Here is a 22590-nt window from a genome sequence, read left to right on the forward strand (position 1 = left end):
GTTTCTCCGTTCCTAGCGTTTATCCAAACCTCCCTGCGGCTACAGCAGGGAAGGAAGCTTCACTGTCTATAACGCTACAGAACTTGAGTCTGTTCCACTCAACTAGAAGTTTTTTAAACCAACCACCCCCGACCGGGTTGATAGGGCTTCACTCAAGTTTTTCTTCTGCCCGCTTGGCAGGCCATAGGCATAAGAAAACCAGCCCCACCGCCCTGCTGGGTGCAACGGTGCGGAGGGACCGGTGCGGTAAATGCTTAAGCCGACTGAGAGGCTTGTGGTTGCTCCTCTGGAAGGTCGTAGGAAAAGGACGCGAGAACCACGGCCGTGACAAAGTAATAGAGGGACCACTTCTGTTCGAGGTCGATATCTCGAAACTCACCCATCGACGCCAAGTGGCACATGCCATCAGCGCCAGCCCACAGGGTGAGGTTCTTGATGTAGACCAAGCGGTCCTCGGGCGCATAGCCGGCCTCTCGCAGCGCCTCACGGGCAAACTGCATCAGCAGCGCGAAGGACTCACCCATCTGGGTTTGCTCCTCACCGTCCTCACTCAACGGCACCACGGAGCCGGAGGCAGCAGCAATGCAGGCGCTATAGCGTTCGGGGAAGGTCACCGCATAGTGGAAATAGGCCACCGCAACGCACAGGAGCTTGTCGACGGCCGATGCACCCTCCGGCAGCCGCTCCAGCAGGTAGAGACTGTGGGCTTCAAGCTCGCAGTCGGTTTCCCGCTCAACGGATTCACGCAACACGAAGTCATTGTCCACCAGCGAAGCAACGACAACATCGGAGACACCGAAATACTCGGCCACGTTCTCAATGGTCACGCACTGCAGCCCTTCCCGCGCTGCCAGCTGGATGGCACGTTCCTTAACAGCCATGCGTGCCCGCTCTGTGGAAAGTTCCTGCACGTCCTCAATCGCAGAGATGTCCAACGAAATATCGCGGTCCGGAACAAACCCGGCGAGCAACGCGCGGTACTCCTGCATCGGGCTACGCACATCCGGAATCTCCAAGAACTCCGCAGCCTTGAACAGGGTTCCAATGAGTGCTTTACATACCTCACGGAGGTTAAAGCGTCGCACCACCGAGTGCTGGTGCCGCAGCACACCCAAAACACTCAGGTGCGCCATACCGTGGACGGTAGCCAAGGTGGCCGCGCTCAGCCGCGCCACCGTTTGAAAGCACACATCGCTTCCTACCTTAAGCTTCTCCTCGGCCGCGATGAGCGAGATGTTTTCATAGATCAGGTCCAAGGTGCGATTGTGGGATAAGTTTCCCTGCAAAAGAGCACGCCATTCATCCTCGGAGACATAGGCCTTCTTCTCAAAGAGGTAGCGGAACAGCTCCGGCTCACGTTCGGCGTACTCGTAGTAGGCCTCAGTAAAAGTGGTCAGCTTAGTAAAAAGATCGGCGTAACCAGGAGCAGCGTCGAGCGTTTCCTCGAGGAACTTAACTTTCCGCTCAGTTACGTAATCAGGAAGCGCGTGCACGATTGCCTCGCGATCAGGAAATTCCGCGCGTACCTCAGCGACGGGAAGCTCCGCCTGCTTGGCCACGGATTCCACGGTAATAGCCTCATCGCCCTCGGCTGCTCCGATATGAAGCGCAGACTCGAGGATGACCTCACGAGGTGAGCCTTCATAAAGAATATGCATATGGATTCCTAAGATTGCGCTGCCGACGAAAGAATAAAAAGAAAGAATGGGAGAGCGCCACGCTAACAACTTCCTGAATTTTATCCCCATTCTTGGTTAAAGAGCAATGTGTTCACTAGGCACTGACTCCCGTAATGCGGGCCACCCTGTGAACGAAGAAACCCCAGGCCGTGGCCTGGGGTTTCACGCGGGAAAGGTCAGCGTCTACTTCTCTGAGCCGACGTGTCCGATGCCTTCCTTGAAGATGGTGCCGCGCGGCGGCATCATTCCCGTGAACTTGAAGACGAGGTAAATGACCACCGCGATGCCCAGGGAGATCCAGCCGAAGCCGGCGGTAAAGCCGTACATAACGGCCAGCGGCGCGATGATGGTCCAGGAAATCTCAAAGGGTCCGAAGCCAATGTAGGCCATGCCGTACTCCGACAGGGTGCCGGACTTGAGCTTCGGATCGACGATCTTGAGGACCGCAATACCGGTGGCCACGGTAGCCGTGGCCCAGCCCCAGCCAAAGATGCCGCGCTCAATCCAGCGCTCGCCGAAGAACTCGGCAGGAAACCACATGAGGAAGAAGATGCAGTAGATGGTGCCCAGAACGAAGAGCAGGAGAAGAGCCTTCCAGTAGGCCGCGACGGCAGCCGGGACGATGGCCGCCACGCCGAAGGCAATGAGGTAGTCGGTTGCCGCACCGGACACCGAGCTCACCGTGTCCTTATCCAGGTAGTCCTTGGCGCCCACCATGTTCATCACCGCACGGAAGAGCAGGCCCACCACCATGGACATGGCGAACAGCGGGATAGAAACATTCTCCCAGATGGAGGAGATTCCCTTGTTGATGCCATAAGCGGTCATCACGGTCAAAGCAATAAAGCCAACGTGCAGGGTGATGGGCTCGATGGCAGAGGGGTTCGTCGTGGCACGGCCCAGGGAAGGACGATCCTCCAGGCGCGAGATGTAGCCGCGGCGCAGTTCCTCCGGAAGCTTCTTCGGCACGTACGAAACCTTGCCCTTACGGATGCCCCAGTTACCGGCGACGATACCGCCAATGATGGCGGCCAGCGTACCCACGGTGGCGGAGGTAAAGCCCAAGGAGGACGCCGCCTCAGCACCCACACCTTCCAAGGCACTACCGACAGCCGCCGCGGTACCGAAGCCACCCGTGAAGCCAACGGGCAGCATCATGCCGAACCAGTCTGGGGTATCAAAGGTTGGCTTGAACAGGAGAAGACCCAAAACGATGAACAGGCCCCACTGGCCGGTGAACATCATGGTGGAATAGCCCCACATGTTGCGGGCACCCTTGCCCATATTGCCGCCCATCTCCATGGAGAAGGCCATAGAGGCGAAGACCACAGCGATGAGCAGTGAGGTGTAATCGCCGAGGTTGTCGGAGAAACCGATCCAGCCCAAGACATTAGGGCCTAAGAGCAAGCCGAGTAGGCCTGCCGTGATGGGGGCAGGCAAGAGCAAGTCCTGGAACACGAACTTGATCTGGTGGCGCAGAACGTTGCCGATAACCATGAGCAAAGAAATCCAGCCCACGTCGGTCATGATTGTGAACGCAGAGAATTCTTCCATGCGAAAACTTCCTTCCATGCCGCACTCGGCGGCGTCCTTGAGACGAGACTCACCCTCTTTCGGGAAATGAACCGTTGATTACACTACAACCCCCTTCCCGCTTTTCCACCCCTGGCATATAACCCGAGGGTGATGTGGCTCTACCCCCAGGGGCTAGGATGGGCGGGCATGAGGGAACTGGGTGAGCACCTACGCAAGCACGCGGAAGACTATCGCGACGCAGTACACGGACACTTTTTCGCCACCGTGGCCGAGTCCCGCCAGGTCTTTGCTCTGTCGATGAAAGACACGCACCCCTCCATGGCCCCGGCGCTGGCGTGGGTGCTGGAGAATGTGGAGGGCGATGAGGTACAGGGGGACGTGGCCCAGCGCCTGGTACGCATGGGCCGTGATCATCGCCGCCTCGGTTTCCCGCCTGAGGTCTATCCGAAATTTGAGGCATCACTTGTTCACGGGCTGGGGGTTCTGGGGCTCACGCCGTACCAGCATGACGTCGCCACGCGCACCATTTCCCAGGTGTGCTCCATCATGCGTACCGCCGCACAGGAGGCGGATGTCGCCGGTCTTCCTCCCGCTCATAGCGCCCAGGTGGTGGCGGTGGAAAAGCCCAACCGGAACACCGCTGTAGTCCGGTTGGAGTCCGGTATGGCGCTGGACTACCGCGCGGGCCAGCACGTGCCGGTGACCTCGCAGCTCACGCCGGGAACCTGGCGTCCGTTGACCCCGGCAGCGCCTGCTGGTGATTCCGGGCAACTGATATTCCACCTCGCGCTGGCCGGTGAGGCTTCCTCCATGCTGGCCAAGGCGCAGCCGGGTGATTGGTGGACGTTGGGCATGCCCGCCGGTGAGCCGCCGCAACTCGATTCCGGAACCACCCTCATTTCCTTCGGTACGGGATGGGCGGGTGCCCGGGCGCTGCTTCTCGACGCCCTAGAGAACACCCTCCCCTCCGGTCTCCAGGTCTATGCTGTAGCACCTTCGCCGGGCGAGCACTATGACACGGAATTTCAGGCTAACCTGCAGGCCTTGCTTCCGGAGCTGAAGCTGCGCCACATCGTGCGGGAGGGACAGGACCCGTGGTTGCTGGGGGCGCAGCCGGCTGCCCACGGGTTTAAGCCTGTGGTGGCCAAGGAGCCGATGGAACCGGTGCTCGCCGAAGGGACTGACCGCCGCTTTGTACTCATCGGTCCGGCCGACCGCGTGGAATTAGCGCGCGCGGCCTTGCTCGCGGGTGGCGTCGCGGAGGAGGCTATCACCATGGATAGCTGGCAGCGTGGCCACGAGTGGGCGGCCTCCGCCGCGGAGCTCGACGGCTGGGGCGATGACTGGGAAGCCTGGGCGGCGTGGAAGAAATCCCAGTGGGCCTAGGCGCGCTGAGCGCCTAGGCGTACAAACGGAGCTTAGGCGTGCAATCGGGGCTTAGGCGTCTAGGACGGGGAGGGATTCGCGGACCTTCGCCACGGAGTCTGGCTCCACCTCGCCGTAGAGGATTTCCGGCTCATAGCCGGCTTCGGCAAGACGTGTGCCATCCGGCGCCACGAGGACGGAGTGCCCAATGCCGGTGGGGCCGGAAGTCTGCCCCGCCTTCGCCTCCCCACCGGGGCGGGCCTGGCCTGCGGCCAGAATATAAGCCGTGGAATCAAGCGCGCGCGCCGCGCTGAGCAGGCGCCATTGCTCCAGCTTGCCCGGGCCATCTGCCCAGCTGGTGGGCACGACGATGAGCTGAGCACCCTGGCGGGCGAGCTCCTTGAATTGTTCAGGGAAGCGGATGTCATAGCAGGTGGCGACACCCACGGTGAGGTCACCGGCATCGAAGGCAACGAGTGACTCGCCCGGCCGGACGGTATCGGATTCCTTGTACTTGAAAGCATCGTAAGTGTGGATTTTTTCGTAGCCGCCGAGAACACCAGGCCCGGCGATGAGCGCAACGTTGGCCACACGATTAATGGTCTTCTCCCCACGCTGGACGGTATCCGCTGGGGCAAACATTCCCAGCACCACATACACGCCGAGTTCTTCTGCCAGCGCGCGCACGGCAGTGGCGGTGGGGCCATCAAGCCCTTCTGCGTGTGTATCGAGGCGCCCGGAGTCGAAGCTCTGGGTGGTAGCTTCCGGCAGGACGATGAGCTGCGCGCCGTTGGCCGCGGCTTCCCGGATCTTGTCGAGCGCTACTACGAGGTTCTCCTCGACGTTTCCGGTACTGGTCAATTGAACTGCTGCTACCTTCATGCGGCCCACGGTAGACGAGCCCGGACTAGTTATCCACAGATTTCGTGGATTCGCGGTTGCTGCTCTTTACGGCGATTGGACAGTTAGCGCACTCTCGATGCTATGAACCACCTCGACATCGACCATGCTGCCCTTCAGCAGATCCGTTCCCTCTTCGGCCACGTCTCGCCCGCCGCCACGCCTTCTTTGAAAGAGCCTCCCCGTACGGCTCGCGCGCTAGCTCTTCTCGGCGCGCGGTGGGAGGAGGTGCGAAGAGCCAGCGAAGGAGATCGACGGGCGCGCCTAGGAGAGCTGGAGCGCTTCGTGGGTGTGACCCAGAGTCTTGATTCTGAGCTTTCCTTACGACTGGAGGGAAGCGAATGAGCGCGGCGGAAGAACTACGTGCGGAGGCTGACTGGATGGTAAATTCTGCTTCTGAACTCGAACTTTATGTCACTGACTCACACCATCGTTGGGCAGGCCTAGCGCTATCCGGAGCTGCTGCCGATGCCGCACGGCACGCATTGCAGCGCGCCACCGACACGCTATTAGAACCCGCGCAACAGATGCGCCTGGCCGCGCAGATCCTGAGCCTCTATGCGCCCCTACAGGAGAGAATTGAACAGCTGCGCGCACGCGCCCTGCAGCTCGCCGCGATCCCTGCATTTGCCGAGCCCGCCAGCGTGGCGCTTGGGCAGTTAGATGCGTTGGCCGACGTCCTCGATTGGGCCTGCGCCCGCCAATTAAACGCCTTATGCACCCCGGAGATGGCCCAGCCACCGAGCCGCTTGGAGGATTTCAGCGACCTGACTCTCACTGAGCTGCACCAGGTCCAGCTGACCATGGCTAGCGAGGAGGTTCGTTCCCTGGCCGCGGCTAACCCGGATATCACCGTGCTGGAGGCCGGCCCCGGGCGGTTGGTGGCACTCGTGGACCCCGAAGGCATCGGGACCCACGCCGCCCAGGTAAGCACCTTTGTGGGTGGGGTAGGTTCTTCCGAGACAGCGAGCTGGCCCACCGCCGTGGAGCGCGCCCGCGCCATCGCGCGCGCCACCAATGGGCCCACGGTGGCGTGGATTGGTTATTCCGCCCCGGCCTCGCTGCCCCGCGCTGCACACGAAGACCCGGCGCGCCGCGGGGCTGCTGAGCTGGGCCGCTTCCAGCGCGCTTTGCGGCAGCGCTTTCCGCACGCGCAGCATATCCTCCTGGGCTACTCCTATGGCTCTGTGGTGGTGGGCAAGGCGGCGCAGCAGGACTATGTTGCGGATGACATCGTGCTCGTCGGCAGCCCGGGCGCTTCCGTGGCTAGTGCCTCGCAGCTGCACGGCCGGGTGTGGAGCGCGCGGAATACCGAGGACCCCATCGCGATTGCCACCGGACCGCGCGGCGGAATCCACGGCCCTGATCCCTCCTCCCCTGCTTTTGGCGCCGCCCCTCTGCCCGACGCGAACGGCCTGCCGGGGGATCATGGTTCCTATTGGAAAGACCTCGCATTTCTGCGGGGTCTGGGCATCATCGCGCAACGCTTTTAGAAGAGACCAGCCTGCTCCTCGGAGTAGGACACCAGCATGTTCTTCGTCTCCTGGTAGTGAGCGAGCATCATGAGGTGGTTCTCGCGGCCGATGCCGGACTCCTTGTATCCGCCGAAGGCGCTGTGCGCGGGGTACACGTGATAGTGGTTGACCCACACGCGGCCGGCCTGGATTTCGCGCCCGGCGCGGTAACAGATGTTCTGGTGGCGCGACCACACGCCGGCACCCAGGCCGAAGTTGGTGTCGTTAGCAATCTGGATGGCTTCCTCGAAGTCCTTGAACGTGGCCACGGAGAGCACCGGGCCGAAGATTTCCTCGCGGAAGATGCGCATGTCATTGGTGCCACGGAAGACGGTCGGCTCAATGTAGTAGCCGTTCTCTAGGCCCTCCACCTTGTTCACATGGCCACCGATGAGGGTCTCCGCACCTTCCTTCGGGCCGATCTCGAGGTATTCGATGATCTTGTCCATCTGCTCCCGGGAAGCCTGCGCGCCCATCATCGTTTCGGTGTCGAGCGGGTGGCCGATCTTGATCTTCTTCACGCGCTCCATGGCCAGCTCTAGGAACTTGTCCGCGATGTCCTCGTGGATGAGAGCGCGCGATGGGCAGGTGCAGACCTCACCCTGGTTGAGCGCGAACATGACGAAGCCTTCGACGCACTTCTCCAGGTAGGCATCGTCCTTGTCCATGATGTCCGCGAAGAAGATGGACGGCGACTTGCCGCCGAGCTCCAGCGTGACAGGAATGACCTTGTCTGCAGCGGCCTTGTTGATAATCTTGCCCACCGGGGTGGAGCCAGTGAAGGCAATCTTGGCAATGCGATCCGAGGTAGACAGAGCCACGCCCGCTTCCTCACCGACACCGTTGACGATGTTGAGCACGCCCTTCGGCAGGAGGTCCTCAATAATTTCAATGAGCAGCAGGATGGAGGCCGGGGTTTGCTCAGCCGGCTTCATCACAATGGTGTTGCCCGCGGCCAGCGCCGGAGCAATCTTCCACGCCGCCATGAGCAGCGGGAAGTTCCACGGGATGATCTGCCCCACCACACCCAGCGGCTCGTGGAAATGGTACGCCACGGTGTCCTGGTCAATCTGGGACAGGCGGCCCTCCTGAGCACGAATCGCGCCGGCGAAGTAGCGGAAGTGATCGACTGCCAGCGGGATATCAGCAGCGAGGGTCTCACGCACGGCCTTGCCGTTCTCCCAGGTTTCCGCGACGGCGATCTTTTCCAGGTTCTCCTCGATGCGGTCCGCAATGCGGTGCAACAGGAGCGCACGCTCGGCCGGGGTGCTCTTACCGAAGGTTTCGAAGGCCTTCTCTGCGGCGTCGATGGCCAGATTAATGTCTGCTTCCTTGCCGCGTGCGACCTGGCAGAAAACCTCTCCGGTAACCGGGGTGATGTTGTCCATGTACTCACCATCAACCGGTGGTACCCACTCGCCGCCGATGTAGTTGTCATAGCGCTCACGGAAGTTCACGATGGCATCAGGGGTTCCTGGGTTCGCATACAAAGTCATGGTCATCGCACCTTTCTTGTCGTCTTATAGGTCTCCGTCGGGCCTTCACCTAAGGTGTCTCAGACACATTCACCTCGGAATGTGATAGGTCGCACAACGTTGAGTGCGAGTGTAGTGTTAAGTTTTGCAAAACTCACGTTTTCGAAAGCTATCCTCCCCAGGAAAGTTGCTACCCAAACTGCCCTCGTTGCCAAAGTTTCACGGTCCAGAGCAATTTTGAACAAGAACTTTGGCAACAAGGGCACGTGTTAAGCAACGAGCGCAGAGTTTCCGGCTGAGCGGGCTGTAGATGGGCCCAAAACGGAAGAACCCCCTCCGCGAAGGAGGGGGAAACTTCTAGCTGTCGCGGCGTCGATTACGACGCGGCGTCCACATCACCACGGAGGTCGAACGCGGCACATGGACCAGCTCACCGCGCGATGGGCGGGCTTGGCTGCGCAGGCGCTCAACTTCTGCCTGCAGTTCATCGCGCTCGGCGGCGAGGCGGTCACGCTCCGCAGTCAGCTCGATGATGGATTTAATACCGGCCAGGTTCACGCCATCGTCCTGCGAGAGCGCCTGAATCTTGCGCAAGAGCTCAATATCGCTCTCCGAATAACGGCGCCCGCCCCCGGAGGTGCGGGCCGGGGAAACCAGCCCCATCCGGTCATACGTGCGCAGGGTTTGAGCATGCATGCCGGACAGTTCTGCAGCCACGGAGATGACATACATCGCCTTGGGCTGCGCCGCATCACTTCGGCTTGTTCTGTCCTTGCTCATCTCACACCTCCTTTAGCGCGCTACCGTATTACCGGCCCAACCGGCACGCGGATCGAAGCCGGAGTCCTTCTCCGCTTGCGCGTAGCTGCGCAGCGCCGAGGAAGCCGCCGCATCCAGCGTGGAGGGCACGGTGACCTGCACGGTCACCATGAGGTCACCGGCTTTGCCGCCGCGCTTGGCCACGCCGCGGCCCTTCACGCGCAACGTGCGGCCATCGGGTGTGCCCGCCGGCACCTTCACGCGCACGGGCGAATCGAGGGTCGGCACCGTAATGGTGTCTCCCAAAGCCAGCTCCGCAAAGGACACCGGGACGGTGACGTGCAGATCATCGCCTTCCCTGGTGAATACCTTGTCAGGCTTTACCGTGACCGCCACAAAGAGGTCACCGGAAGGCGTGCCGTTCGGACCAGCTTCACCCTGACCAGCGAGGCGCACCTTCTGGCCATCAATCACTCCAGCGGGGATACGCACCGTAATCGAGCGGGTGCGATGCACCGTTCCGGAACCGGAGCAATCCGGGCACGGGTCCTCGGCCCGCTGGCCAGTGCCATCGCAGTCAGCGCACGGCGCCGAGAAGCCGAAGGTACCGCGCTGCTCAGAGGTAAAACCGGTGCCGTCGCACGTCGAGCACGTCGTCAGCTTTCCGCTCTTCGAGCCGGAACCGTGGCACGTGGTGCAGGGAGCTTCGCCACTGAGCTGCAAGGGAATGGTGGTTCCCTTCGCTGCCTCGCGGAAGTCGAGGGTTATTTGCGTTTCGACGTCGGCCCCCCGCGACGGCCGAGCTGTGTGGCCAGCACCACCGCCGCGGTTGAAAACGCTACCGAAGATATCCCCAAGACCGCCGCCTTGAGACGCTCCTCGAGCGGATCCTCCGAAGATGTCCGAGAGGTCGAATTCTTGCGCACCCGGTCCACCCATGTGCGTGGATCGAAACCCGCCGGGAAACCCGGCGCCTCCTCTCCGTCCAAAGCCACCGCCGCGCATCATGGCCTTGAACTCGTCATAGTCCTTGCGGGTAGCTTTATCAGAGAGCACATCATAGGCCTCCGCCACCTGCTTGAATTTTTCCGCCGCCGCGGGGTTATCCGGGTTGGCGTCGGGGTGGTTCTGGCGGGCCAGCTTGCGATAAGCCTGCTTAATCTCTTCGGCGGTTGCGGACGAGGAGACCCCCAGATCCGCGTAATAATCCTTGTCTGCCCATTCTGGCTTAGCGTTCACTGGGCATCTCCTCCTTTCAGGAGAGTCGATAAACGGTTAGGTTTTAAGATTTTTTGCTAAGTAAAAATGCTAATTAAGTAGTGAAAAGAAGAGTGGCGCCAAGGAACACTGAGCCCTGACGCCACCTGCGATACCTATTCTGCGCTATCCGAGCTATCCGGACTATCAGCGGTATCGGCTGACTCGGCAGGGTCGGCGATAATCACCATGGCGGTGCGCACGACGCGCTCGCCCACCGTGTAGCCACGGCGCAAGACCGTGCCGATGACCTGCTCGTCACCAGTCGAGAGGTCCTGGACTGCTTCGTGCACCTCGGGGTCGAAGGCATCGCCCTCGGCGCCGAAGGGGGTCAGCTGGTTAGTAGTCAGCACGCCCGTGAGCTTGTCCGCAATGGCCTTGAGCGGCCCCTCGTTGAGGTCTCCGTGTTGGCGTGCGAGCTCCAGGTCATCAAGGATAGGCAGGAAATCTGCCAGGACCTTGGCCTTGGTGGTCTCGATCACGGCCTGACGGTCACGCTCAGTGCGACGGCGGTAGTTGGTGTACTCCGCGTTGAGACGCTGCAGATCCTCGGTGCGCTCAGCCAGCTGAGCCTCCAGGGAGTTCTCAGCGCTGGCGTCCTCATCAGCGATGTCGTGAGCGGCATCCTCAACCGCAGCCTCTGCCTCAGCGGTGCCCGCGGTGGCAGCATCAGCCTGTGCCTCAGCAGCCTCATCCACGGCGCCGTCGGCCGAAGCAGCCTCTGCGGCGGCAGCCTCCGCAGCCTCAGCGGAGGTTGCCTCGGGGTCGGTGTTGGCCGGGTTGCCCGGGTCCTGAGGGGAGGTCATGGTTTACTTCTCCTTGTTCTCGTCGTCCTCGTCGACAACCTCGGCGTCGACGACGTTGGGGTCACCAGCGGTCTCGCCAGCAGCGGCACCCTCGGCGCCTGCCTCCGCAGCCTGGGCCTCGTACAGAGCCTTGCCCAGCTCCTGGGACTCGGTGCCAAGCTTCTCGACGGCCGACTTAATTGCCTCAATGTCATCGCCCTTCAGCGCCTCATCGACGGCATCGGCGGCCTCAGTCACGCGGGTCTTGAGGTCCTCCGGCAGCTTGTCGGAGTTCTCGTCCATGAACTTGCGGGTCTGGTAGGAGGTGGATTCCGCCTGGTTGCGGGTCTCCTGCTCCTCGCGGCGCTTCTTGTCCTCTTCGGCGTGTGCCTCGGCGTCCTTGACCATGCGGTCGATCTCCTCCTGGGAGAGGCCGGAACCATCCTGAATCTTGATGGTGTTCTCCTTGCCGGTGGCCTTGTCCTTAGCGGAGACGGAGACGATGCCGTTGGCGTCAATGTCGAAGGTGACCTCAATCTGCGGTACACCGCGCGGTGCCGGAGCAATACCACCGAGCTCGAAGGAACCGAGCAGCTTGTTGGCGGAAGCCATCTCGCGCTCGCCCTGGTAGACCTGAATCTGCACGGAAGGCTGGTTGTCATCAGCCGTGGTGAAGGTCTCCGACTTCTTGGTCGGGATGGTGGTGTTGCGCTCGATGAGCTTGGTCATCACGCCACCCTTGGTCTCGATGCCGAGGGAGAGCGGGGTGACGTCGAGAAGCAGCACGTCCTTGACCTCACCGCGCAGCACACCTGCCTGCAGAGCAGCGCCGACTGCCACGACCTCGTCCGGGTTAACGCCCTTGTTCGGGTCCTTGCCGGTCATTTCCTTGACCAGGTCGGACACGGCCGGCATACGGGTGGAACCACCGACGAGCACCACGTGGTCAACCTCGGACAGGGACAGGCCAGCATCCTTGATGACCTGGTTGAACGGGGTCTTGGTGCGGTCCAGCAGGTCCTGGGTGATCTTCTGGAACTCGGTGCGAGACAGGGTCTCATCCAGGAAGAGCGGGTTCTTCTCAGAGTCCACCGTGATGTACGGCAGGTTGATGTTGGCGGACTGGGAGGAGGACAGCTCAATCTTGGCCTTCTCAGCAGCCTCACGCAGACGCTGGACAGCGCGCTTATCCTTGGTCAGGTCAACGCCCTGGGAAGCCTTGAACTTATCTACGAGCCAGTCGACGATGCGCTGATCCCAGTCATCGCCACCCAACGCGTTATCACCAGCGGTAGCCATAACCTCGACCACGCCGTCACCGATCTCCAGCAGGGAGACGTCGAAGGTACCACCACCCAGGTCGAAGACCAGGATGGTCTGCTCCTGCTCACCCTTCTCCAGGCCGTAAGCAAGCGCGGCGGCAGTCGGCTCGTTCACGATACGCAGGACGTTGAGGCCTGCAATCTGGCCGGCCTCCTTGGTGGCCTGACGCTGGGAGTCCTCGAAGTAAGCCGGGACGGTAATAACGGCGTCGGTAACGTCCTCACCCAGGTAAGCCTCGGCGTCGCGCTTCAGCTTCATGAGCGTGCGGGCCGAAATCTCCTGCGGGGTGTACTTCTTGTCATCGATATCGATGGTCCAGTCGGTGCCGATGTGGCGCTTGACGGAGCGGATGGTGCGGTCAACGTTGGTGACCGCCTGGTTCTTCGCGGACTGGCCGACGAGGATTTCGCCGTTCTTAGCGAAAGCCACGACGGACGGGGTGGTGCGAGAGCCCTCGGAGTTAGCGATAACGGTGGCTTCGCCACCTTCCAGTACGGATACGACCGAGTTGGTGGTACCGAGGTCAATTCCTACTGCGCGTCCCATGATCTTTTCTCCTTGCTTGGTTGGGTTTGTTCTTAAGTTGATAATGTGCGACTCAACTTCTGTCGCGTCCAGTCAGCGACTCTAACAGAAGCAACACTCAAAGTCATCCAAACCTGAGCGCCGGTCACTCAACCTACACAACGGCAGCAACAACAAAGTTGTTCCCATCTGACTCAACTTTCTTTTTCGTCCCTCCATTCCCCCAGCTCAACGGCACCCCACCAACGGGAAATGTCATGCAACTCATAGCTCTCAGGAAACGGGGCTAGCCAAACGTGACATAGCCGCCCCCGTGCTGGAATGAGTGATAAGGATTTCATATACTGTCCGCACATTCGACGCGACACATCATTCAGGCCCTCACCGTCGCGCTTGAAGTACCCAGTGAAAAAAGGGACACGGATTCGATGATTTCTCCTGTGCTGCGCACCCGTCGTGCTGGTGACCGCCCGCCGGTCCACCCGGCTTAGCCACCTGTCCTATCCACCACCAACACAGAAGGAATCCCCATGACAAACGCTCACACCCCCGTGCCCGAATCCACCGACATCGACGCCGCGCTGATCGACGCCGCCGCGGCCCAAGCCCACTCCTGGCTCGCCTCCACCGCCGACGAGCAGGACCCGGCCACAGAACAACTCGCAGACTTATTGCGCAACCCGGACGGAGTAGCCTTCACCATGGACTTCGTCGACCGCGTCATGCGCCCCGAAGATGACAAGGTAGCCGCCCACGCACTGAAGTCCGTTACCACCACCTATGACGCCTCCTTCCTCGGCCTCATCAACGGTTCCCTCGTAGGTCTGGGTGGGTTCTTCGGGCCCATCCTGCCCAACCTGGTCATGCCGCTGGCACGCATGCGCATGCGCCAGATGGTGGGCCACCTGGTCCTCGACGCCGAGAGCGATGCCCTGAACAAGACCCTGGACAAGGCTGCCGAGTCCGGCGAGCAGCTCAACCTCAACCTCCTCGGTGAGGCGGTGCTGGGCGACGACGAAGCGCGCTCCCGCGCCGAGCGCACCCTCAAGCTCATCAAGAACCCGCGCGTGACCTACGTCTCCGTTAAGGCCTCCTCCATGGTGGCCCAGCTCAACCCGTGGGATATCGAGGGCTCCCTGGTCCGCCTCAAGGAGCGCCTGCGCCCGCTCTATGATGCCGCCGCGCGCCGCCCCGATAAGGTCTTCATCAACCTCGACATGGAGGAATACCACGACCTCCACCTCACGGTGCGCCTGTTCACCGAGCTTCTCAGCGAGCCGGAGTTCACCAACCTCGAGGCCGGCATCGTCCTGCAGGCCTACCTGCCGGATACCTTCGACGCCCTGGCCCACCTCGCCGAGTTCGCCAAACAGCGCGTGGCCGAGGGCGGCTCCCACATCAAGATTCGCATCGTCAAAGGCGCGAACCTGTCCATGGAGCACGTCCAGGGTGAAATCCACGGCTGGCCGGCAGCGCCCTATGCCACCAAGGATGAGGTGGACGCCAACTACTACCGCCTGCTCGATTACATCCTGCGCCCCGAGTTCGCTGACTGCGTGCGCATCGGCGTGGCCACACACAACCTCTACACCGCGGCCTTTGCCTACAAGCTGGGCACCAAGCGCGGCGTCATGCGCATGATGGATTCCGAGATGCTCCAGGGCATGTCCCCGGCCCAGCAGACCGCGGTACGCAAGGCCTTCGAGGGCCGCCAAATCCTCTACACCCCGGTGGTGCACATGGAGGACTTCGATGTCGCGGTCTCCTACCTGGTGCGCCGTTTGGAGGAGAACTCTGCGCCGCAAAACTTCCTCTACGCTCTCTTCGCCCCGGAGGAGCAGGCGCTGAAGGACCAAGAGGAGGTCTTCCGCGAGGCCGTCGAGCAGCGCTGGGATACCTTCGCCGGCCCGCGCCGCACCCAGAACCGCTTGGAGGAGGCCGAGCAGGCAGCCGGCCGCCAGGCACCGCGCACCGGGCGCTTCGCTAACGAGCCGGACACCGACCCAGCTCTGGAAGCCAACCGTGAGTGGGCACTGCAGGCGCTAGCCAACAACCCGGGTGAGCACGAGGTGGACGAGGTGACGGACACCGGGGTCGTCGACAAGCACGTAGCCCGCGCCGCCGAGCTGGGTGCTGAATGGGGCGCGCGTCCTGCCGAGGAGCGCGCCCGCGCGCTGGAGGCGGTGGCTGATGAGCTGGCCAACCGCCGCGGCGAGTTCATCTCCGTCGCCGCCTACGAGGCCAATAAGACGGTGACGCAAACCGATCCGGAGATTTCTGAGGCCATCGACTTCTGCACCTACTACGCCCAGTCCGCGCGCCTGCTGGAGAGCTACGCCGCCGAGTTCACGCCCTACCGCGTGACCGTGGTGACCCCGCCGTGGAACTTCCCGGTGGCCATCCCCACTGGCGGCATCGCAGCATCCCTTGCTGCGGGTTCGGCCGTCATCATCAAGCCCGCTCCGCAGGTCGTACACTGCGCGAAGCTCGTCGTGGAGGCCTTCCGCGCTGGCCTCGAGGCACAAGGTCTCGACCCGGATTTGGTCCAGCTCGTCTTCACCGATGAGGGCGATGCCGGCCGCGCACTGGTCTCCCACGCGGATGTCGACGCCGTCATCCTCACCGGCGCCTCCGATACCGGCAAGCTCTTCCGATCCTGGAAGCCGGAGCTCAACATCATGGCGGAGACCTCGGGCAAGAACGCGCTCATCATTACCCCGTCCGCGGACCCGGACTTGGCCATTCAAGACCTGTACCTCTCCGCCTTCGGCCACTCCGGCCAGAAGTGCTCGGCGTCCTCCCTGGTTATCTTCGTCGGCGCGGCAGGCGAATCGCAGCGCCTGCGCTCGCAGCTTGTCGACGCCGTCGAGACCCTCATCACCGGGCCCGGCTACGACATCACCACCACGATGAATGGTCTGGCCGAAGCCCCGGGCGAGAAACTGCTGCGTGGCCTGACCCAGTTGGAGCCAGGTGAGAAGTGGCTGGTGAAGCCGAAGAAGCTCAACGAGGAAGGCACCCTGTGGTCGCCGGGCATCCGCGATAACGTGCGCCCGGGATCCTGGTTCCACGTCAACGAGTGCTTCGGCCCAGTGCTCGGCATCATGCATGCGGAGACCCTGGAGGAGGCCATCGAGTGGCAGAACTCCACCGGTTATGGCCTGACCGGCGGCATCCACACGCTGGATAATGAGGAGATCGACTACTGGCTCGAGCGCGTCGAAGTGGGCAACGCCTACGTCAACCGCGGCATTACCGGCGCGATTGTGCAGCGGCAGTCCTTCGGCGGCTGGAAGCAGTCCGTCATGGGCCCGGGCGCCAAGGCCGGTGGCCCGAACTACGTGGCCCAGTTCGGCACCTGGTCCGAGGGGCCGCTGCGCCCCTTCGACGTGGATATCTCCCAGCCGGTGGCGGCCCAGCTGCGTGCCTTCGGCGAGCTGGGCTTCTCGGAGGAGGATACCGCTTGGCTGTGGCGCGCAGCAGAGCTCGACGAGTTGGCTTGGCAGCAGGAGTTTGGCCGCCAGCACGACCGCGCAGGTCTGGTCAGCGAGGCCAACGTCTTCCGCTACCGCCCAGTGCTCACGCCGCTGCAGGTACGCATTGGTTCCGATGCCGAGCTTCGCGACGTCTCCCGTCTCGCCCTCGCCGCCACCCGCACCGACTCCCCGGTGCGCTTCAGTGCCGCCCCGGAAAAGGCCGCGGAGCTGCGTGGTCTGGGCTTTAAGGTTGACAGCGTGTCGGCGGATGCCTTCGCCCGGGAGGTCGCTCGTCTAGAGTCCGGCCGCGTGCGTGCAGTGGGCTCTGTCGAGCCGGGCGTCTTTGAGGCGGCGGTGGAATCCAACTCCGTGGTCTTGGATCAGCCAGTGCTGGCTGATGGCCGCCGCGAGCTTCTGCCCTTCCTCCTCGAGCAGGCAGTCTCGGTAACGATGCACCGCTTCGGCATCATCCGCCAGGTAAGCAGCATCCGCGCATAGTTCGTTTTCTGCGCTCATATGAGAAGATGGAGCGCATGACAAACAACAATGATGACGGTGCCCGCTCGGGCACGTCCTCCACGGCCTCTGATGCGGCGGCTTCTGCCGCCGCGGAGCCCATTAATGAAGAAGCTACCCTCCCGGTGTCGAAGACCGATGACAAGTCTCGCGTCCTCGGGCGCGATGCCATCTCCTTGGCCAAGGTGTGCTTGATCTTCATCATCGTGGTGGCGGGCGTCGGCCTGGCCGGCTACCTGCTGAAGTTCATCTGGGTGGGCCTGCTGCCGGTCATCCTGGCCATTTTGGTGTGCACGGTGCTCTTCCCCGTGACCAACTGGTTGCGCGCGCACAAATTCCCCCGCGCGCTGGCCTCCATCACCACGCTGCTGGGCTTTTTGGCCATCATCGGCGGCGTCTTCGCGGCGATGGCCCCGGTCGTCTCCTCTCAGGGCGCGTCCTTGGTCAATCAGGCTGAAGGCGGCTTGAACAAGCTCGTCGATATGGCCAAGGACCTACCTTTCGATATTGATGCCGCGAAAGTCCAGGAAGTCCTCGATGACGCCATGACCTTCATCAAGGGCCAAGCTTCCAACATCGCCACCGGGGTGATTTCCGGTGTATCGATGGCCAGCTCCATCGCCATGGCGCTCGCCATCATGCTCTTCGTGGCCTTCTTCATCCTCAAGGACGGCGATAAGTTCCTGCCGTGGCTGCGCACCTACACCGGCTACTCCGCCGGCTGGCACGCCACCGAGCTGCTGACTCGCGTGTGGAACACGTTATCTGGCTTCATTCAGGCGCAAGCAGCCGTCGCGGCCGTCGACGGCATCCTCATCGGCCTCGGCCTCTGGGTTCTCCAGGTACCGCTGGCCCTTGTCATCGGCGTAGTTACGTTCTTCGCCAGCTTCATCCCGGTCATTGGCGCTGTCACTGCGGGCGCTTTGGCCGTCATCATCGCGCTGGTCTCCGATGGGCTGACGAAGGCCTTGCTCGCCTTGGCTCTCATCATCATCGTCCAGCAGGTGGAGGGCAACGTCCTCCAGCCGATGCTGCAATCCAAGGCCATGGGCCTGCACGCCGCCATGGTGCTGCTCTCCGTCACGGTCGGCTCCGCCTTGGCCGGCATCATCGGCGCCTTCCTGGCTGTGCCGGTGGCTGCCACCATTGCCGTGGTCTTCCGCTACCACCAGGAGATGGCCAGCCTGCGTGCCGGCGAAATCGAAGCTAAAAACATTAAGATTTCCACGGCGGAGGGCCATGAGGACGTCATGGAGCTCTACGAGAACCTAGAGGCCAGCGGCGCCCGCTAGCCACACAACCGGTGCATGGCTCTAGCCCTGGCCGTGCAACTGCCCTAGTTGCCAAACTTCTCCCCCACCACCCGCGGCGGGAGCGATGGTTTTGGCAACTAGGGCACTTTCCGTATGTGGGGTCTAATCCGCGGACACCGTGTCGAAGGCTACAGCCAGCTCCTCCGCCGCGCGGTCGAGCACCGTGGCCCACGAGCCATAGGACTCCTCATTAGCGGTATCCGAAACCTGCTTGAGCAGCGTGCACGGTACACCGAACTTTCGGCACACCGCCGCGATGGCGTAGCCCTCCATATCGCACAACGCAGAGTCCTGGGCAAGGCGCGTGCGGGTCGGGGTATCCGAAATAAAGGCGTCACCCGTGGCAAGCGTTGCGGTCGGCAGCTTACCGGAGGTTTCAAGCTCGATAACCTCGGGAAGGAGATAGCGGGAAACATCGCTGAGCACCTCGAGGTGGAAGTCATGCTTGCGCACGTGGGAGACCTCGAAGACGCCTGAAAGATCGTCGCGAAGCGCGCCCGCAGTACCGATGTTGATAACCCGCTCCGGCAGTTGCTGTGCCGAGGCCAGCACCGTGGTCAGCTCGATGGCGGCGGGAACCGTACCAATACCGGTGATGAGCAGCGACGCTCCTTCGGGAACGTGTGTGGCTTCAGCATCCACGGCGGCGACGAACAGTGTACGACCAGACAGATTCTCCATGCCTGCGAGACTACCCGCTGTCTCGAGGAATGCTCTCCACAACTCTGTTCTGAGCGGAGCGGCCGCTTGTAGGGTTCGGAACCACACCGAGACCTCAGAAAGGAGAACACCATGTTCACACCACGAGTTTTCGCCGGAGCGGCACTCCTGTGCATGCCGCTCATCGCCTGCGCCATCCCTGAAGAAGCCCAGGCCAGCCCCGTAGTCTGCGAGGCCGGCAACCCCCAGGCGGCTTTCGATGACAACGTTGCCCACGTTCCTCAATGGCATGGCCACGAGTGGGCGCTGGTTGATTCTTCCCACTTCGATCCTTGCGCGGCCTTAAGCTGGCAGACCATCTCCATCAAGGGAGCCACGGCCTCCTCGCCGCACCACATCATGCTCTTCCACTATGGCGAGTACCTCGGCACCGCCACTGCTGAGCCTTATGGTTTCTTCCCCGACGTCGAGCAGATCAATCACAACGAGATTTCCGTGACCTACCACTGGCCACAAGATGGCGACGCCAATGCCGCACCGACGGGTACGTCAAAGGCCAGCTTCCGCTGGGATGAAGTCCAGAACAAAGTCATCATGAGCGGCGACGTTCCGCCTAGCTAAGATAAACCGTGCGCCTCAAGATGAGGCGCACATTCTATGGAAGGAACACCCATGCTCCGGTCTGCTTCTGCCTTCGTGGGCGCTGCACTCATGTGCCTCCCCCTCGCCGCCTGTTCTCAGGGCGAGCAGGGCGAGGTGGACACCCCAATGTTTAGCGCGGTCCGCAACAACCCAACGAGCGTTGCTGCCGCAAGCCCCACGGAAGAGGCCGCAAGCCCGGAGCCAACGAGCAACCAGGCACCTGCCCCGAAGACCGAAGAACCAGAGTCCTGCGAGGATATTGACGCTGAAGAGGCCTATCAATCAGGCATTGGCACCATCGCACCGTGGAATGGCTTCGGTTGGGGGCGGCCTTCCTCCTCAGAGTTCGACCCTTGCGCGGATTTGAGCTGGCTAATCATTGCCATCGAGGGGGCTACGGCCTCCTCACCGCACCACATCATGCTGTTCCACAAGGGCGAATATCTCGGCACCGCGACCGCCGAGCCTTATGGTTTCTTCCCCACCATCGAACGCGTAAATGACGCCGAGATCGCCGTAACCTACCACTGGGCGCGCGAGGGCGAAACCACCGCCGGGCGCACCGGCGAGACGCACGCAGGCTTCCGCTGGGATGAAGGCCAGCAGAAGGTGATCATGAGCGGTGATGTCCCGCCGCACAGCTAGAAGCGCAACGTCCGGTTTTTCTGCCGCAGGCGAATCGTGATGTTCTTCTGCGCCGCGCCCAGCGCAATTAGCTTTCCGGACAGCGTTCGGGCCACCTGCATATCCACCTCGCTGGGCGGCTCGGCGGCGACGCTCACCTTAGGGAGCCAACTATCCTCCGGGTCCGGCGCACCGAGGTGAATGAGGCGCTCGCGCTCCACATCGATCCAATAGCCCTCGGTGGCCATGTACCTATCCTGTCCGCCGTCGAAGGAATCGCAGCGCCACCCGCCCTCAGCCACGCGGAAGACGAAGGGGCAATAGCCCAGGCGGGAGGGCACGATGTAGGTGGTGTTGGGGCTGACCCGCCAATGCCCGCGGGCGGAGCTCCACACTTGACGGTAGGTATCAGCCAGGCTCATGCCTAGGCGGAGGCGCTGCTGCCTGTCTTCGTCAAGCCCTGCCCCCTCCACTCGCGCGTCCAGCTCTCCTAAGTGCGTGGCATCGGCCACGTACATGCCCAACCAGGCCTCCTCCGGAGTGGTGTAGGGGCCTGTGATGTCGCGGTGGAAGGACTCTGGAATGGCTTTCTCGGCGTTTCTCGGCAGGCGCTGGCGCACTGCAAAAGCCCATAGCCGGGGATGCCCCATGCGAAAAAGCGTCACAGTCTCGCGCGGGAGAAGGTCATGCACCTGTTGCCGGGTGAGGTAGTCACCCGCGCTGATGCGGCGCACCAACTTCCGGGCTACGTCCGCCTCCACTTGTTGTTCCATAGCCGGGGCTACCTCTAGATCGGGAAGCTGACCCAATAGCAGCAGATCAATGATGTCCCCGAGGTCGAAGACAGTGGCGAGCCGTTTGGTGGTGTTCTCACCAAACGCCTCGATGGCCTCATAACCCAACGCAGTGCCTAACCTCCTCACCACATCTGGTGAGACGCTCACTCGGTTGTGCGTGGCATACAGTTCCGCTGCATTGAGGGGGCGATCAAGCACCAAGTCTTCTATCCCTTCTCCCCCGTTCAGGGGAATCGCACTGAGTCACGCGTGGGACTAAGCCAGGCACAGCCGGTTCTGCATTGGTTGCCTGCGGGGCGCCGAAAGACTAATCGATACCTCCACGACCCCTCACGTGAGGTCCATCCACAGTGAATTACTTCAAATAGTAGCAACTTATATACCGCGTTTGGATTAAGCATGACAATTGATCCCTACCCCTACCCTGTCTTACCTGCTTTCTGCAGCTATTTCTGACAGCCGTACGGATATAGTATGACACAGTTTCTCAATGTAACCTTGCAGTTTCCTCTCAAGGCTTTCTCTCTTCCAGATGCAAAGGAGTCCATCACATGACTGACAACAACAGCTGGGGCGCTCCCCCTTCCTCGCCCTCACCGGCGACCGCCCCGAAGCGCATCGCTGTCATCATCGCCGCAATTGTCGGCATCATTGCGCTGACTGCGGGCATCACGTGGGCTATAGCCGCAAACACCAACTCGACCCCTTCCTCCGACTCGGCCGCGGCGTCTTCACCCGAAGCTGCCCCAAGCGAACAGATACCGAGTTCGGAGGAAACTACTGAAACCACCAAAAAGAATTACACGTTCGTCGACGACCCCGAATACACCCGAGAACAAAAATGTGGCGAAATGGCTGACGCTTTCCGGGACAAGATTGATAACCCAATGACCGTCTTCTGCGACGATGACTGGCTGCTCCTCGCCCAAGAAAACAGCTCGCTGTATTACCTCCATTCCTGGGCAGGCAACTCATGGATCCCGCACGAGGCCGACGGCGAATTTTCAGACTCACACATGGACTGCTATGACCGAAAGGAATTGATTGAGGATGGCCTTCCAGAGCAATATGTCGATGACGTTCCCCTCTGCTCCTCTGAAGAGTTGGCCGCAGCTGACCAAGAGAAAGAGCTAAAACCAGGCTACTTGGGCGACCTCTGTGACGGAAGCTACATCCTCATTGTTGACAGTGTGCTTGTGCCCTACGGCGAACTCAGAACACCGTACGTCGACCAGGCACTCGCCCAGCATCCTGGTGCTAAGTCGATGCCGGGACTGGCCTGCAATTCCTTGCGCTCTGAAGTCGATGGTAAGGAGGTCTTTGCCATTTACTACGACGCCGGCCACAGCGTGGATGAGGTCTGTAAACTCAAGGCGCGGTACGGTGGCAACGCCCGTTCGCTCAATAACGATGCAGACTTCAGCGACCCCTGCTAGGGCAACAA

17 protein-coding genes are annotated in these 22590 nt (G+C 61.7%); 7 read left to right on the top strand and 10 right to left on the bottom strand.

Going from position 1 to position 22590, the window contains the following annotated elements:
- Nucleotides 1-254: 254 nt before the first annotated feature.
- Both HMPREF2943_RS11050 and HMPREF2943_RS11055 read right to left on the bottom strand, forming a co-directional pair.
- Nucleotides 255-1658 carry a TetR/AcrR family transcriptional regulator gene (locus HMPREF2943_RS11050; RefSeq protein ID WP_070711611.1) on the bottom strand — a complete coding sequence of 468 codons (1404 nt, stop codon included), beginning with the start codon at nt 1656-1658 and terminating at the stop codon, nt 255-257.
- A gap of 204 nt (nt 1659-1862) precedes the next feature.
- Entirely contained in the window at nt 1863-3233 is a 1371-nt protein-coding gene (locus HMPREF2943_RS11055) for a sodium/glutamate symporter (RefSeq protein WP_070644544.1), read from the bottom strand.
- Nucleotides 3234-3401: 168 nt separating this feature from the next.
- Here HMPREF2943_RS11055 and HMPREF2943_RS11060 point away from each other — a divergent pair, with 168 nt between their 5' ends.
- Nucleotides 3402-4601: an FAD-binding oxidoreductase gene (locus HMPREF2943_RS11060; RefSeq protein ID WP_070711613.1), complete on the top strand. Its 1200-nt coding sequence runs from the start codon at nt 3402-3404 to the stop codon at nt 4599-4601.
- A 51-nt stretch (nt 4602-4652) separates the two neighbouring features.
- On the opposite strand, the gene HMPREF2943_RS11065 is transcribed toward HMPREF2943_RS11060, so the two are convergent.
- Nucleotides 4653-5462, bottom strand: a complete 810-nt coding sequence (locus HMPREF2943_RS11065) for a carbon-nitrogen hydrolase family protein (RefSeq protein WP_070448070.1) — start codon at nt 5460-5462, stop codon at nt 4653-4655.
- A 359-nt stretch (nt 5463-5821) separates the two neighbouring features.
- On the opposite strand from HMPREF2943_RS11065, the gene HMPREF2943_RS11070 reads away from it, so the two are divergent.
- Nucleotides 5822-6973 (top strand): alpha/beta hydrolase, encoded by a 1152-nt coding sequence (locus HMPREF2943_RS11070; protein ID WP_070644541.1) that lies wholly within the window; start codon nt 5822-5824, stop codon nt 6971-6973.
- Here the strand turns inward: HMPREF2943_RS11070 and HMPREF2943_RS11075 are convergent.
- The 5 genes from HMPREF2943_RS11075 to dnaK form a co-directional block, all read right to left on the bottom strand.
- Nucleotides 6970-8490: an acetaldehyde dehydrogenase ExaC gene (locus HMPREF2943_RS11075; RefSeq protein ID WP_070644555.1), complete on the bottom strand. Its 1521-nt coding sequence runs from the start codon at nt 8488-8490 to the stop codon at nt 6970-6972. The two genes, HMPREF2943_RS11070 and HMPREF2943_RS11075, sit on opposite strands and share 4 nt — an antisense overlap.
- 336 nt (nt 8491-8826) lie before the next feature.
- Nucleotides 8827-9249, bottom strand: coding sequence for a heat shock protein transcriptional repressor HspR (locus HMPREF2943_RS11080; RefSeq protein WP_070448076.1), 423 nt, complete (start codon nt 9247-9249; stop codon nt 8827-8829).
- Between the two features lie 12 nt (nt 9250-9261).
- Entirely contained in the window at nt 9262-10467 is a 1206-nt protein-coding gene (dnaJ, locus tag HMPREF2943_RS11085; RefSeq protein WP_070711614.1) for a molecular chaperone DnaJ, read from the bottom strand.
- A gap of 134 nt (nt 10468-10601) precedes the next feature.
- On the bottom strand, nt 10602-11291 hold the full coding sequence (gene grpE, locus HMPREF2943_RS11090) for a nucleotide exchange factor GrpE (protein ID WP_070644539.1): 690 nt from the start codon (nt 11289-11291) through the stop codon (nt 10602-10604).
- Between the two features lie 3 nt (nt 11292-11294).
- Nucleotides 11295-13139 (bottom strand): molecular chaperone DnaK, encoded by a 1845-nt coding sequence (gene dnaK, locus HMPREF2943_RS11095; protein ID WP_070448082.1) that lies wholly within the window; start codon nt 13137-13139, stop codon nt 11295-11297.
- 509 nt (nt 13140-13648) lie between these two features.
- Between dnaK and HMPREF2943_RS11100 the strand changes: the two genes are divergently transcribed.
- Together HMPREF2943_RS11100 and HMPREF2943_RS11105 are read left to right on the top strand one after the other, a co-directional pair.
- Nucleotides 13649-17092, top strand: a complete 3444-nt coding sequence (locus HMPREF2943_RS11100) for a bifunctional proline dehydrogenase/L-glutamate gamma-semialdehyde dehydrogenase (protein ID WP_070711616.1) — start codon at nt 13649-13651, stop codon at nt 17090-17092.
- A 35-nt stretch (nt 17093-17127) separates the two neighbouring features.
- On the top strand, nt 17128-18402 hold the full coding sequence (locus HMPREF2943_RS11105; protein ID WP_201829018.1) for an AI-2E family transporter: 1275 nt from the start codon (nt 17128-17130) through the stop codon (nt 18400-18402).
- A gap of 123 nt (nt 18403-18525) precedes the next feature.
- Here HMPREF2943_RS11105 and HMPREF2943_RS11110 read toward each other — a convergent pair whose 3' ends face one another.
- The gene (locus HMPREF2943_RS11110; protein ID WP_070711617.1) at nt 18526-19104 is read right to left on the bottom strand and encodes a nucleosidase; all 579 of its coding nucleotides are present in this window, start codon (nt 19102-19104) and stop codon (nt 18526-18528) included.
- A 111-nt stretch (nt 19105-19215) separates the two neighbouring features.
- On the opposite strand from HMPREF2943_RS11110, the gene HMPREF2943_RS11115 reads away from it, so the two are divergent.
- Both HMPREF2943_RS11115 and HMPREF2943_RS11120 read left to right on the top strand, forming a co-directional pair.
- A complete protein-coding gene (locus HMPREF2943_RS11115; RefSeq protein ID WP_070711618.1) occupies nt 19216-19704 on the top strand; it encodes an LppP/LprE family lipoprotein in 489 nt (162 codons plus the stop codon).
- A gap of 51 nt (nt 19705-19755) precedes the next feature.
- Complete coding sequence (locus HMPREF2943_RS11120) at nt 19756-20370, top strand: LppP/LprE family lipoprotein (protein WP_070711620.1); 615 nt, start codon at nt 19756-19758, stop codon at nt 20368-20370.
- Here the strand turns inward: HMPREF2943_RS11120 and HMPREF2943_RS11125 are convergent.
- Nucleotides 20367-21344, bottom strand: a complete 978-nt coding sequence (locus HMPREF2943_RS11125; protein ID WP_246817309.1) for a hypothetical protein — start codon at nt 21342-21344, stop codon at nt 20367-20369. The two genes, HMPREF2943_RS11120 and HMPREF2943_RS11125, sit on opposite strands and share 4 nt — an antisense overlap.
- Nucleotides 21345-21697: 353 nt before the next feature.
- On the opposite strand from HMPREF2943_RS11125, the gene HMPREF2943_RS11130 reads away from it, so the two are divergent.
- The gene (locus HMPREF2943_RS11130; RefSeq protein WP_070448094.1) at nt 21698-22582 is read left to right on the top strand and encodes a hypothetical protein; all 885 of its coding nucleotides are present in this window, start codon (nt 21698-21700) and stop codon (nt 22580-22582) included.
- Nucleotides 22583-22590: the final 8 nt, after the last annotated feature.

The organism is Corynebacterium sp. HMSC072D12 (genome assembly GCF_001813925.1).
Classification (GTDB): domain Bacteria; phylum Actinomycetota; class Actinomycetes; order Mycobacteriales; family Mycobacteriaceae; genus Corynebacterium; species Corynebacterium aurimucosum.

What these genes read in the sequence shown, in the direction of transcription:
- grpE (WP_070644539.1), bottom strand. Translation starts at nt 11,291, where the DNA reads ATGACCTCCCCTCAGGACCCGGGCAACCCGGCCAACACCGACCCCGAG.
- HMPREF2943_RS11065 (WP_070448070.1), bottom strand. Translation starts at nt 5,462, where the DNA reads ATGAAGGTAGCAGCAGTTCAATTGACCAGTACCGGAAACGTCGAGGAG.
- HMPREF2943_RS11060 (WP_070711613.1), top strand. Translation starts at nt 3,402, where the DNA reads ATGAGGGAACTGGGTGAGCACCTACGCAAGCACGCGGAAGACTATCGC.
- HMPREF2943_RS11120 (WP_070711620.1), top strand. Translation starts at nt 19,756, where the DNA reads ATGCTCCGGTCTGCTTCTGCCTTCGTGGGCGCTGCACTCATGTGCCTC.
- HMPREF2943_RS11115 (WP_070711618.1), top strand. Translation starts at nt 19,216, where the DNA reads ATGTTCACACCACGAGTTTTCGCCGGAGCGGCACTCCTGTGCATGCCG.
- HMPREF2943_RS11105 (WP_201829018.1), top strand. Translation starts at nt 17,128, where the DNA reads ATGACAAACAACAATGATGACGGTGCCCGCTCGGGCACGTCCTCCACG.
- HMPREF2943_RS11050 (WP_070711611.1), bottom strand. Translation starts at nt 1,658, where the DNA reads ATGCATATTCTTTATGAAGGCTCACCTCGTGAGGTCATCCTCGAGTCT.
- HMPREF2943_RS11130 (WP_070448094.1), top strand. Translation starts at nt 21,698, where the DNA reads ATGACTGACAACAACAGCTGGGGCGCTCCCCCTTCCTCGCCCTCACCG.
- HMPREF2943_RS11100 (WP_070711616.1), top strand. Translation starts at nt 13,649, where the DNA reads ATGACAAACGCTCACACCCCCGTGCCCGAATCCACCGACATCGACGCC.
- HMPREF2943_RS11080 (WP_070448076.1), bottom strand. Translation starts at nt 9,249, where the DNA reads ATGAGCAAGGACAGAACAAGCCGAAGTGATGCGGCGCAGCCCAAGGCG.
- HMPREF2943_RS11070 (WP_070644541.1), top strand. Translation starts at nt 5,822, where the DNA reads ATGAGCGCGGCGGAAGAACTACGTGCGGAGGCTGACTGGATGGTAAAT.
- dnaK (WP_070448082.1), bottom strand. Translation starts at nt 13,139, where the DNA reads ATGGGACGCGCAGTAGGAATTGACCTCGGTACCACCAACTCGGTCGTA.
- HMPREF2943_RS11110 (WP_070711617.1), bottom strand. Translation starts at nt 19,104, where the DNA reads ATGGAGAATCTGTCTGGTCGTACACTGTTCGTCGCCGCCGTGGATGCT.
- HMPREF2943_RS11075 (WP_070644555.1), bottom strand. Translation starts at nt 8,490, where the DNA reads ATGACTTTGTATGCGAACCCAGGAACCCCTGATGCCATCGTGAACTTC.
- HMPREF2943_RS11055 (WP_070644544.1), bottom strand. Translation starts at nt 3,233, where the DNA reads ATGGAAGAATTCTCTGCGTTCACAATCATGACCGACGTGGGCTGGATT.